Source organism: Janthinobacterium rivuli (assembly GCF_029690045.1).
GTDB lineage: Bacteria > Pseudomonadota > Gammaproteobacteria > Burkholderiales > Burkholderiaceae_D > Janthinobacterium > Janthinobacterium rivuli.
This window is the reverse complement of the sequence record NZ_CP121464.1, coordinates 588,313-600,452: the sequence shown is the minus strand read 5'-3', so window position 1 is coordinate 600,452 and position 12,140 is coordinate 588,313. Positions and strand designations below refer to the sequence as shown.

The 12,140-nt window shown below is 66.7% G+C and carries 11 protein-coding genes; 2 read left to right on the top strand and 9 right to left on the bottom strand.

Going from position 1 to position 12,140, the window contains the following annotated elements:
• Window positions 1-6 precede the first annotated feature (6 nt).
• Complete coding sequence (locus P9875_RS02690; protein ID WP_034753063.1) at window positions 7-201, top strand: hypothetical protein; 195 nt, start codon at window positions 7-9, stop codon at window positions 199-201.
• A gap of 68 nt (window positions 202-269) precedes the next feature.
• Here P9875_RS02690 and P9875_RS02685 read toward each other — a convergent pair whose 3' ends face one another.
• On the bottom strand, window positions 270-884 hold the full coding sequence (locus P9875_RS02685) for an outer membrane protein (protein ID WP_278317518.1): 615 nt from the start codon (window positions 882-884) through the stop codon (window positions 270-272).
• A 167-nt stretch (window positions 885-1,051) separates the two neighbouring features.
• Between P9875_RS02685 and P9875_RS02680 the strand changes: the two genes are divergently transcribed.
• Window positions 1,052-1,831 (top strand): helix-turn-helix domain-containing protein, encoded by a 780-nt coding sequence (locus tag P9875_RS02680; protein WP_278317517.1) that lies wholly within the window; start codon window positions 1,052-1,054, stop codon window positions 1,829-1,831.
• On the opposite strand, the gene P9875_RS02675 is transcribed toward P9875_RS02680, so the two are convergent.
• The 8 genes from P9875_RS02675 to gspL are packed head-to-tail and all read right to left on the bottom strand — an operon-like array spanning window position 1,804 to window position 12,130.
• Window positions 1,804-4,056 carry a patatin-like phospholipase family protein gene (locus P9875_RS02675; protein WP_278317516.1) on the bottom strand — a complete coding sequence of 751 codons (2,253 nt, stop codon included), beginning with the start codon at window positions 4,054-4,056 and terminating at the stop codon, window positions 1,804-1,806. The two genes, P9875_RS02680 and P9875_RS02675, sit on opposite strands and share 28 nt — an antisense overlap.
• Before the next feature lie 58 nt (window positions 4,057-4,114).
• Window positions 4,115-4,678, bottom strand: coding sequence for a type II secretion system protein N (locus tag P9875_RS02670; protein WP_278317515.1), 564 nt, complete (start codon window positions 4,676-4,678; stop codon window positions 4,115-4,117).
• Window positions 4,679-4,694: 16 nt separating this feature from the next.
• Window positions 4,695-5,915 (bottom strand): type II secretion system inner membrane protein GspF, encoded by a 1,221-nt coding sequence (gene gspF, locus P9875_RS02665; RefSeq protein ID WP_176387629.1) that lies wholly within the window; start codon window positions 5,913-5,915, stop codon window positions 4,695-4,697.
• Window positions 5,916-5,925: 10 nt separating this feature from the next.
• On the bottom strand, window positions 5,926-7,347 hold the full coding sequence (gene gspE / locus P9875_RS02660; RefSeq protein ID WP_219310307.1) for a type II secretion system ATPase GspE: 1,422 nt from the start codon (window positions 7,345-7,347) through the stop codon (window positions 5,926-5,928).
• Between the two features lie 10 nt (window positions 7,348-7,357).
• Entirely contained in the window at window positions 7,358-9,601 is a 2,244-nt protein-coding gene (gene gspD, locus P9875_RS02655; protein ID WP_035823854.1) for a type II secretion system secretin GspD, read from the bottom strand.
• Entirely contained in the window at window positions 9,598-10,374 is a 777-nt protein-coding gene (locus P9875_RS02650) for a type II secretion system protein N (protein WP_099401233.1), read from the bottom strand. The genes gspD and P9875_RS02650 overlap by 4 nt, the downstream gene beginning before the upstream one ends.
• Complete coding sequence (gene gspM, locus P9875_RS02645; RefSeq protein ID WP_219310301.1) at window positions 10,371-10,904, bottom strand: type II secretion system protein GspM; 534 nt, start codon at window positions 10,902-10,904, stop codon at window positions 10,371-10,373. The genes P9875_RS02650 and gspM overlap by 4 nt, the downstream gene beginning before the upstream one ends.
• Window positions 10,901-12,130, bottom strand: coding sequence for a type II secretion system protein GspL (gene gspL, locus P9875_RS02640; protein ID WP_278317514.1), 1,230 nt, complete (start codon window positions 12,128-12,130; stop codon window positions 10,901-10,903). Before gspL ends, gspM begins: the two co-directional genes overlap by 4 nt.
• Window positions 12,131-12,140: the final 10 nt, after the last annotated feature.

Here is a 12,140-nt window from a genome sequence, read left to right as displayed (position 1 = left end):
AAACCGATGGCAAACAAGGCCTTGGCGACGCGGCAGAAAATGCAGTTCCGCGTCGAGCCCTCGCAAAAACCGCGCAATCCGGTCGCCACTGCCGCCCTGCAGCGCGCCGCCGGGGCGCACGTGAAAACCGTGTCAGGCCAGCGCCAGCAGGAAAAACGCCTGCTGGCGAAACTGCTGTTGAAGGTGGAAACAGACAAATAGGCCGCCCGCGGACACCCCGTTTATAGGGCGTCCGCCATCAGGCCACTCTCTGCCGCGGCAGCATCCCCTTAGAAACGGTAGGACGCGCCCAGCGAAAACATGTCGACCTTGGTCGTTTGCTTGCTGTTGTACTTGACGGGCACGCGGTCCCAGTCGAGGTGCAGCGACCAGTTCTGGTTCAGCGCATACGCCGTGCCGATGCCGTAGGTCAGGCCGATCTTGCTCTTCTTGTCCGAACCGCCGCCCAGATAATCGACCTTGCCCTGCGTGTAGGCCACGCCGGCACGCCCGCTCAGTGTAAACGCGTCAAACTGGTAACCGAGCACGCCCTGCATGCCGAGGCCCGTGAACTTGCCACGGCCCGCGCGCTTGCCGGCTTCCGTGTCGAAGCCGGACTTGACCTCGCCACCCATATACCCCACCAGCTCAATCGAAGGCAGGGCCACGCCGCCCTGAAACGGCAGCGCGTCGAAACTGTAACCCAGGTAGGCCTTGCCATTGCGCTTGCTGCTCTTGTCGCAATCGCTTTGCCCGGCGATGCAATCGAGGCCGGTGCTGGCGCGAAAGCCATAGCTGGCGCCCGCATAGAACGGACCCGGTGCCGGTTCGGCGGCGGCGGCATGCAGGGGAGCGATGGCGGCCAGCGCCAGCAGCGCTGCTGAAAAATGAAATTTGGAGAACATGGATAACCTCTACAAGTGGATGGATTGCCTGGTTGTAGCGCGCTGCGCGAGCCACAAGCGGGAGTGTCATCGCTTTTGTAAAAAAGTACTATCATCTTGTGCAAAGTGCCATTTACGGCTACATTCGGTACCGTCATCCGCTACCAAACTTGCATAAAGGAACTATCGTGAGTTCACCTGAACTGGTTTTGCGCGTGCTGCGCACCCAACTGCGCGCCGCCGGCATCACGTACAAGGTATTGGCCGAACGTATCGGCATGAGCGAATCGAGCGTCAAGCGCATGTTTGGTCAGCACGACATGTCGCTGTCGCGCCTGGCCCTGATCTGCAAGGCCTCGGGCATCGCCATGGAAGACGTGCTGCGCGGCGCGGCCGACATCACGCCGCATGCCGACACGCTCACCCTGGTGCAGGAAAGGTCGCTGGTGGCGCATCCGCGCCTGCTGCTGGTGGCGATTTGCTGCCTCGGCCACTGGAGCCTGGAGCAGGTGGTGGAAACGTATGCGCTGACGCAGGCCGAATGCATCGGCTGCCTGGCCGAGCTGGACCGGCTAGGCTTGATCGAACTCAAGCCGCTGAACCGCTACAGCCTGCGCGTCTCGAACGCCTTCCACTGGCTGGCCGACGGGCCGGTGCAGCAGTACTTCCGCGAGCACGTGGTGGCCGATTATTTCAGCGGGCATTTTGACGGCGCTGGCGAAACCCTGATGTGCATCCCGGCGCGCCTGTCGCTGTCGAGCGCGCAGGAACTGGTGCAAAAGATCCGCCAGCTGGCCGAGGAACTGGCGCGCCTGCACCAGAACGACCGGCGCCTGGCGCCCGCCGAGCGCGATGGCTTTACCCTGCTGCTGGGTTTCCGCTCATGGGAATTTGCCGCCTTCACGGCCCTGCGCCGCAGCACGGCCGCCCACGCGGCGCCCTACCAGACCGGTCCCAGGAACAGATAGAGCGTGCTCTCGCCGCCCTTGGTCGCGCCCGCCGCCACATAAACGGGACCGAAGCGCGTGTCGACGGACACAAAGGCGCTGCTGGCCTGAGTGAATTTGCTGCTTTTCCAGCGCTCGCTCTGATCGAAGCCGCCGCCCATCTCCAGCGAAAAGCCGGCCCGCACCACGCCGCCCAGGGTGCTGGGCAGGGAACCGATGCGGCGCGCCATCACGAAGCGCGCGAAGGCGATACTGCGTCCTCTCACCGATTCAAATTCCGTGCCGGACAAGCGCAGGAAACCACCGAGATTGAGCGGCGCTTCGTCACGCTGCGAGCGCGCCCATTCGCCATACACGTGACCGGCCCAGTTGCCACGGCCAAAGGCCTTCAGGCCCGTGATGGACGATTGGCCCAGGGCCGCCTCGCCCACCCCCGTGGTCGTATCGCGCGTCCAGATGGCCTCAAGCAGGGCGCCGCGCGTGGGAAAGCCCGGCGAATCGAGCGTATCGGCGCGGAATCGCACGAACTGCGTGGTGCCCAGCGCGCGCGATTCCGGTTGCGTAGGGTCGGCCGGAATCGCCAGCCTGCCCTTGACCTCCGTACGAGCGACGCCGAACTGCAGATCGCCCCAGGTACCGAACTGGCGTCCCAGCACCAGTGCCGCCGTCTGGCCGTTATAGGCCAGGCGCGCGCTGCGCCGGCCTTTGTCAAACACATCCATGGCTGACGAGGTGTACTGCAACTGCGGCGCGATATACCACGGGTTGCCGGCGCCCAGCGGCTGCCAGAACTGCACCCCATAGCCGCGTTCATTGCCGATCTGCGCCGTGCTGCGCAACTCGCCGCCCCAGCTGTTCAGATTCGAGCGCACGTGCAGCAGCTTCAGGGCAAAGTTATTGCTGTCCCTGAAATCGCTGGCCAGTTCCAGGCCCACGCGCAGGCGGTTGCTGGCCCATGGTGCTTCGACCGCCTTGATGGTGACGGCGCGCTGGTCGCCCGCGTCGACCACGTCCGTCTCCACGCGCGCCACGTCGCCGCGGCCATACAGCCTGGCCGCCGCCTTGAGCACATCTTCCTGGCTGACCGACTGTCCTTCCACCAGGCCCGATTGCGCCTGCAGGATGCGTGGATTGATCTCGCCTTCACTCTCCACGGCCAGGCGCGTGAGCGGCAGGGCCACGTCCAGCAGGGCCGGCGCCGCCAGGCGCAGCTGCTCGCGCGCCGCATACTGTTCCGGCGGCAGGGCCAGTGGCGCCAGACGGGCGGCCAAGGCTTGCGCCGCCTGCTCGCCGGCACGCATGGCGCGCGCATAGTTTTCAAAGTCGAGGAAACTGACGCCCGTCAGGTCGGGCGCCACCAGGATATCCTGCGGACGCAATTCCTTGAGCGAGCGCTGCACGTTCTGCTCCGTGAGGATTTGCAGCATCTGCTGCGCCACGCCGATGGCGCTGCCCAGGTCTTTTTCCGGCGCCAGCGGCGTGCCCACGTTGACGGCGATGATGATGTCGGCGCCCATGGCGCGCGCCATGTCGACGGGCAGATTGCGTACCAGGCCGCCATCGACCACCAGCCGGTTGTTCACGCGCACGGGCGCAAACACGCCCGGCACGGCCAGCGAGGCACGCATCGACAGGAACAAAGGCGTATCGACCAGCTCCACCAGCTCGCCATTGACCAGGTCCGACGCCACCGAACGGAAAGGCAGCGGCAGCTGGCTGGCGGGACGGTCGCGCATGCCGGCCGGCAGCAGCCGGTTCAGCGCCATTTCCAGCGCCGCATTGCTGGCCGCCGCCGGCGGCGTGGAAATGCCGTTGCGGCTGGTGCCAAACTCGATGCGCGACGGCAGCAGCAAATCTTCCTCGCGGCGGCGGAACGCCAGTTCGTCGCGCGGCGGCCGGTCGGCCACCACGCGCGCCCAGTTGGTCTCGCGTGCCATCTTTTCCAGGTCCGCCACGGAAGCGCCGGCCGCATACGCGCCGCCCACCACGCCACCCATGCTGGTGCCGACCACCATGTCGATCGGCACGTGCAGCTCCTTCAGTACTTTCAATACGCCGATATGCGCGAGACCCCGCGCGCCGCCGCCCGACAGCACCAGGGCGATGCGCGGACGCGCCGGCGCGGGAACGGCGACAGTGGAAACAGGGGAAGGCGTAGCGGCGGGGACGTCGGCGGCGGCGCCGGCTTGCGGCAAGGCGCACAGCGCCGCCACGCAGCCCGCCAGGACGGCACGGATCGAGAACATGAAGACTCCTGTGGCGATGGCGGCATGGCGCCATCGGCAAAATACGATAAAAACAGCGTTAGTTTGACGGCGGCGGCACGCTACCGCTCACTTGCGGCGCCGGCATCATGGTCGCCGGCCGCTGCTGCTCCATCGGCAGCGGCGGCGGCACCAGGTTCGATGCCGGCGCAGGGGCCGCGGCCGGCGTCGGGATGGTGGACACCGGCCCCGGCAAGGCCAGCGCCTTGTCGTCGGCCACCAGGTCGATGCGCTTGCTCACGCCGCCATCGCGTAGCAGCACGTGGCGCGCATGCACCTCCAGCACCGTCACGCCGGGCACCACCTCGGCGCCTTCCGGCAAGGCCACGGACGGCTTGCCATCGGTCGAGATGATGGCCACGCTACCGCGGCCATTGCCGGCGGCTACCACGCCCTTGAGCTGGTAGTTGCTGGCCGTGGCCACGCTGACCTGGCCGCCGAACAGCGAAGCGCCCGCCTCCACGCTGGCATCCTGCACCACCGGATTGGGGGGCGGATTGATGGGGCGTTGCGGCGCCTTGAACAGCTGCATGGCCCAATAGGCCAGCGACACGGACAGCGCCACGACGGCGAGCAAACTTGTAACTTGAGGCAAACGCTTCATGGCTTCCTTGGGTTTCTTATCTGACGAGCTGATTGATTTCGATAATCGGCATCAGCACGGCCAGCACGATCAGCAGCACCACCACGCCCATGGCCAGGATCAGGGCCGGCTCCAGCAGGCCCGCGATGGTGAGCGTGCGGCGTTCCAGGTCCTGCTCCTGCGCGCTGGCGGCACGCTCCAGCATGGCCGGCAGCTCGCCCGTGATTTCGCCGGCGCGTATCATGTGAATCAGCATGGGCGGAAAATGCTTTTGCGCCGACAGCGCGCGCGCCAGGCTGACGCCCTCGCGCACGGCGCCGCTGGCGTCCGCCACCAGTTCCTGCATCGCTACGTTGGTCAAGGTGTCGCGGCTGGTATCGAGCGCGCGCAGGATCGGCACGCCGGACCCCGTGGTAATGGCCAGGGTGCTGGCGAAACGCGCCGTGTTCAGGCTGCGCTCGAACTTGCCGTACAAAGGCGCCGTCAGCAGCCAGGTATGCCAGCGCCGTTTCAGGGCCGGCTGCTGCAGCGCGCGGCGCCAGGCGAACCAGGCGCCAACCAGGATCACGGCCACGATGAGACCATAGTTGCGCACGAAGTCCGACAGCGCCAGCATGATCACGGTGAGCATGGGCAGCTTCTGCTTGGTGTTGGCAAATACGGAAACGATCTGCGGCACCACGTAGGTGAGCAGGAAAATCACGATGGAAAACGCCACCACCGTGACGATGGCCGGATACGTAAAGGCCAGCTTGACCTTCTGCACCAGCGCATTGCGCCGCTCGATGTAGTCGGCCAGGCGCGAGAGCACGCGCGACAGATGGCCGATCTGCTCGCCCGACGCCACCAGCGCCCGGTAAATTTCCGCGAAATCGCGCGGATGGCGCGCCAGCACGTCGGAAAACGCGGCGCCGCCGATCACTTCCGAGCGGATCGAGGCGATCAGATCGCGCAGATACGGCCGCTCGGCCTGTTCCAGCAACGCGGAAAAGGCCTGCTCCAGCGGCAGGCCCGCTTCCAGCAAACTGGCCAGCTGGCGCGTAAACAGGGCCAGTTCGGTGCTGGACAGGCGCTCGCCAAAGCCGCGCCGTTTGGTCACGCCGGCGGCGTCGACCTGCGCGGCGATCGGCTCGACGGCCAGCGGCACCAGGCCTTGCACGCGCAGCTCGGCGCGCGCGGAACGGGGGCTGTCGGCATTGAGCACGCCCTTGCGGGTGGCGCCTTGCGCGTCGACGGCTTCATAACGGAATGCGGGCATGGTGGCGGGCCTAGTCTTTGGTCACGCGCAGCAATTCAGCCTGCGTGGTGGTGCCGTCGCGCAGCCAGCGTTCGCCGTCGTCGCGCATGCTCGTCATGCCGTCCTGCAGGGCCACCGCGCGCACTTCCGCCTCCGACGCGCGGTTGTGGATCTGCGCGCGGATCTGCTCCGTCGTGCGCAGCAGTTCATATACGCCGACACGCCCCTGGTAGCCCGTCTGGCCGCAATGTTCGCAGCCGACCGCCTGCCAGTACTGGCCATCGAAGGTCTTGCAGGAGCCGCACAATTTGCGCACCAGGCGCTGCGCCAGCACGCCGAGCAAGGACGAGGACAGCAGGAACGGTTCGATGCCCATGTCGAGCAGGCGCGTGACGGCCGCCGAAGCGTCGTTGGTGTGCAGGGTCGCCAGCACCAAATGGCCCGTCAAGGAGGCCTGCACGGCGATCTGCGCCGTTTCCAGGTCGCGGATCTCGCCGATCATGATCACGTCCGGATCCTGCCGCAAAATCGCCCGCAAGGCCTTGGCAAACGTCATGTCGATGCGCGGGTTGACCTGCGTCTGGCCGACGCCGGCCAGATCGTACTCGATCGGGTCTTCCACCGTCAGGATGTTCGTGGTGGTGGCGTTGAGCATCGACAGCGCCGCGTACAAGGTCGTCGTCTTGCCCGAGCCGGTGGGGCCCGTGACGAGCACGATGCCATGCGGTTGCGTGATCAAGCCGTCGAACTGCCCCAGCATGGGCGCGCTCATGCCCAGGTGCTGCAAGTCGAGGCGGCCCGCTTCCTTGTCCAGCAAACGCAGCACGGCCCGTTCGCCATGCCCGGTCGGCAGGGTCGAGACGCGCACGTCGACGGGTTTGCCGCCCACGCGCAGGGTGATGCGGCCATCCTGCGGCAAGCGCTTTTCGGCGATGTCGAGCTGCGCCATGATCTTGATGCGCGAAATCAGCGAACCGTGAATGGCCTTGCGGGGGCGCACCACGTCGCGCAGGCTGCCGTCGATGCGGAAGCGCACAACGGAGGTCTGCTCGAACGGCTCGATGTGGATGTCGGACGCGCCTTCGCGCAGCGCCTGCGTCAGCAAGGCGTTGATCATGCGGATGACGGGCGCATCGTCGGACGATTCGAGCAAATCCTCGATGGCAGGCACGTCCTGCAGCAGCTTGGTCAGATCGAGGTCGGCGTCGAATTCATCGGCCATCTGCGAGGCGTCGCCGCCGCCGCCCGCGTAGGCGCCGGCGATGGCCGCATCGAGTTCGCCGCGCGGCAGCACCGTCAGCTGGATCTGGCCGAAACGGCGCGACACTTCGGCGATCGCCGCCGGCGCCGTCGATGCGGCCACCAGCACCTCGACGGGGGCGCCGTCGACGGCGCCGGGCCGGGCCAGCAAGCCGAAATCGCGCGCGTAGGCGTAGGGAAGCAGATTACTCATGACTGTCCCATCACTTCTGTGGCTGTTGCTGCGGTTGTTGTTGATATTGCTGCAGCAGCGACTGCGGCGGCGTGGCCGCGTTGGCCGGCGCGCCTGGCGGCGGCGTCGGTGCCGGCGGCACGGGACGCGTCACCATATTGCCGCCCACCGGCTGGCCATCCTGCAGGGCCGGCAGCACGGGCGTGCCCAGGTCTTTCAGCATCAGGTTGCCCGTGGCCGGCACGGCGGCCGTCTCGGCCGAACGCATGTAGTCGTAACGGTCGGCCGCCAGGCTGCCGCTCTGCTCCTTGTTGCGCACGATGACGGGGCGCAGGAAGATCATCAGATTGGTTTTCTTGCGCTCGCGCGTCTGGTATTTGAACAGGTTGCCGATCAGGGGAATGTCGCCCAGGCCGCGCACTTTTTCCGCGTTGTCGCCCGTGCTGTCCTCGATCAGGCCACCGAGCACGATGATCTGGCCGTCGTCGGCCAGCACATTGTTCTCGATCACGCGGTTGTTGATGGTGATGCCGCTGACGGCCGTCGACGTGGATTTGTCCACGCTCGACGTCTCATGATAGATGCCCAGCTTGATGGTGCCGCCTTCGGAAATCTGCGGACGCACCTTCAGGGTCAGGCCCACTTCCTTGCGGTCGATGGTCTGGAACGGATTCGTGTTGGTGCCGGCCGTGCTGGTGTACTGGCCCGTCAGGATAGGCACGTTCTGGCCCACCTTGATGGTGGCCAGCTCATTGTCCAGGGTGATCAGGTTCGGTGTCGACAGGATGTTCGCGTTGCCGTCCGATTCCAGCGCATGCGCCACGGCGCCCAGGCCCAGCGCGCCGTTGATCTGCTTGAAGATGCCCAGGGTCAGGCCGCCCGTTGGCAGCACCTTGCCGCCGCCCAGCGCCAGCTTGGCGATATTGTTGTCGGTGCCGCCGGCGAACGACTGCAGCGCGCCCACGCGGTAGCTGCTGCCGCTGTCGCCGGAAAGCCCCAGCCACTGCACGCCGAACTCGGACGCCTTGGCCGACGTCACTTCGACGATCAGCGCCTCGATGTAGACCTGGGCGCGGCGCACGTCGAGCTGGTCGATCACGGCGCGCAGGTTGCGGTAGACGGCTTCGTTGCAGGTCAGGATCAGGGTATTCGTCGATGCGTCGGCCTGGATGAAGCCGGCCGCGCCGCCCGACGACAGTTGCTGCGGCCCGTTGCTCAGCGAAGCGCCGCCCGTGGTGCCGCTTTGCGTATTGCCGCCCAGGCCAGTGTTCATGCCGCTGTTGTTCTGGCTGATCTGGTTGTTCGTGGCGAGGTTGCTGGTATTGCCCTGCTGCGCCGAGGCGGCCGTGCCGTCCGACGTCACCACCGAGCGCAGGGTCTGCGCCAGCTTGGTGGCGTCCGCGTTTTTCAGGTACACCACGTGCACATTGCCCAGCTGCGTGGTGGGCTGGTCCAGCTTCGAGATCAGCGACTTGGCCAGATTGGCGCGCGCCGCCGATGGCGCGCGCAGCACCAGCGAATTGGTGCGCGGGTCGGCCAGCACGGACACCTTGCCCGCGTCGGCCCCTGCGGCGCCGGCCGCATTGCCGCCTTCCATCAGTTTATTCACCATCGAGGCCAGGTCGGAGGCGATGGCATAGCGCACGGGAATCACGTCCAGGTCCGTCGACGCGGGCACGTCGAGCGCGGCGATGATCTTCGCCAGGCGCTTGAGGTTATCCGCGTAATCGGTGATCACCAGCGAGTTGTTGCCCGGGTTGGCGTTGATCGTGTTGTTCGGCGAGATCAGGGGGCGCAGCACGGCCAGCAGGTTGGCCGACGATTCGTAGTTCAGGTAAAACACCTGCGTGGCGATCTGGTCGCCCTTCACCTGGCTGGCGCCGTTGCCCACCTGGGTTGGCACGGATTGCAGCTTGGCGTCCGCTTCCGGCACCACTTTCGCATAGCCGTCGCCGGAGACCACCGCATAGCCCTGCAGGCGCAAGGCCGAGGCCAGCAGCGCGAAGGCCTGCGTCTTGCTGATCGATTTTTCCGACACCAGCGTGATCGTGCCCTTGACGCGCGGGTCGATGACGAAATTGATGTTGGTGTAATGGCCCACCGCCTTGATCACCGATTCGATGTCGGCGCCGACGAAATTGAGCGCCGCTTCATCGCCGGGCGCGGCCCAGACGGGTGCCGGCATGCCGGCCACGGAACAGCACAGCAAGGCGGCGGCCGACAGGCGGCGCAGCGAGAAGGAGGAGGTAATGGGGCTCACGGATGGTTTTTTCATTGTCTGAACTCTAAGGCGATGATGTTTTTTTCGCTATTGCTACGGCGCTGTCCCAGCAAATTCAACAAACTCGCCAAGGTCTCTTCATATCCTGCTGCGGCCTGGGCCTGGCCGGAAAACTGCATGCGCCCCTGATTCAGGCTGCCGCTGCCGTCAAGCAGCAGCGGTCCCTTGATGGAGCGCAGTGCCAACGTCGCCTGCTGCCCCTGCCAATCGAAATCGAGCTCGTAACTGCCCAGCGGACGCAAGGACGACAGGCGCGAGGCCATGTCCGTCATCTGCAAGGTCGTGCGCCCGACGGCGGAAAACTGCTGTTGTTCCAGTGCCAGCTGCAAGGTGCTCCACGACAGGCGCATGCTGCCCGTCGGCGCCACGGTATTTAACGGTGCACCGAGGCCGCCCAGGCCATCGGCCGGCAGCAGCAGGGCCGCCGGGCTGACTTGCCAGTGCGACCACGAGCCGCGCAAATTGACGGCCTGCGACAGCGCCTGCGCATTCTGCAATTCCACATCCACCGATCCCCACAGCACCGACGGCGAAATGCGCCAGCTGAAGCGCCCCGGCAGCAGCGGCGTCACGGCGCCATTCGCGCTGGCCGCCCCGCCGACAAAGGCCGAGCCGCGCCACAGGGTACCTTGCGCGTCGCCCAAGGTCAAACGTCCGCCCGTCTGCTTTTCCACGATGCCGGCGACCCAGCCGGCCGGGAAAAACACCAGCAGGGTGACGCAGACGCTGACGATGATGGCCAGCAGCCAGCCAAGCAGGCGCATCATCGCGCCGCGCCCGGGCTCTGGTGCAGGCTCAAACTGGCGTCGACCAAGCCCGCCTTGCCCTGCGCCGTGATCTTCGCTTCCTGCACCGCCACGCGGCCTTCGCGGCGCAAGCCATCGAGCCACAGCATGACGCTGGCGAACGGCACACCGTTCAGCTGCACGCGCGCGTATTCTCCCGTCAGCGACAGCGATTGCGGCGCCAGGCCGCGCGCTTTCAGCGACGCATCGAGGCTGTCACGGCTCATCGGCGCCACCTGCACCGGCGCCTGGCGCGCCAGGTCGCCCGCTTCACGCGCCAGGGCCTGCAGCTGGGCCGCGTTCTGGCGCAGCTCGGGCAAGCTCTTTTGCAAGGCGATGCGGCCCGTCCAGGCCGGCTCGAAAAATACGGCGTAAACGAGGGCCAGCCCCGCCACCACGCCGCCCATGGTCAGGAGCTTGCGCTCCTGCTGCGTGCGTTCGGCCCAGAAGGCCTGCACGGCCTGCTGCTGCCCCGCCCACGCGGCGCGCGCCTTGTTGACTGCTGCACTCATGCTTTTGCTCCCGTGGCCGGCGTGATCTTCCACACGCCCGGCGCCGTTTCATTCAAGGCCAGCTTGCGCGCGGCCAGGCCATCGCGCACCTGCGCCTGAGCGCTGGCGTCGACCATATCCGGCTTCAGCCTGACGATCAGGCTGCGCTCGCGGTATTCCAGCGAGGCCACCACGCCGCGCCCCGCCAGACCGCCCAGCGCCTCGCCCAGGGCCGCGCTCATGCTCGTAAAATCATCCATGCTGGCCTGGCCGCCCTGCAGGCGGGCAGCGGCGATATTGCGCCGCATCTGCTCCGCTTCCAGGCCATACACGGGCGCTTCGTTCGGATACGCAGCCTTGAAGGTTTGCTGCATCGAGGTGCGCACGGTGGCGGCCTCGCGCTTCAGGCGCATCCATTCGATATTCATGCCGGCCAGATTGACGATCACGGCCAGCAGCGCCAGGCGCAGCGGCCAGCGCCAGCGGCGCCATTCGGTGGCCGATCCCGTGGCCGTGCCCAGGGCGGCGGCCAGATCCAGCCCAGCGCCCTTGGCGCCGGCGATCCAGTGCGCCCAGTGGTCCAGCTCCACCGTCACGCCAGCCATGCCGGCGGCCAGCTGTTGATAGTGCGCCAGCTCGGCCTGTGCCACATACACCGTCAGCGGCACGTCGCCGGCAAACGCGCGCGTCGTCAGCAGCGCCTGTTGCGGCTGGGGTGGCAAGACCAGGCCCAGTCCCTCTTGCGGCGCCTGGCGCAAGGCCAGTTCCAGGCCATCGCCGCTTGCCTGCAAGGATGCCGTCACGCTGCCCGGCTGCAAGGGCAGGCACAGTTGCGACGGCAGCAGCACCACCTTGCGCGCGCCCTGCGCCAGCAAAGCCTTGACGAGTACCTCGGCCCAGGCGCGCTGCGCCACGGCCACCGTGCGCATGCCGGCAGCGTCGGGCGCGCCGGCGGCCAGCAGGCAATCCTGCGCGTCGCCCAAAATATGTTCTTCCACCAGGCCCGGCAAGGCTGCGCGCAAACGGGCGCCGGCCAGCGGCGGCATTTTCAGGCGCAGCAGGGTCACATCGGCCGCGGCCAGCAGCAGCACCACCTGCTTCGCGCCGGCGATCAGCTGGCCCAGGCTGCCCAGCGGCGCGCTGCCCTGTTGCAACAGGGCGCCGCCGTCGCCGGCCAGCACGAAGGAGCAGGCAGGCGCGCTGTCGGTAGACGCCTTGGCCGGGTGACGGATATACAATATTGTCAAAGTGACTCGC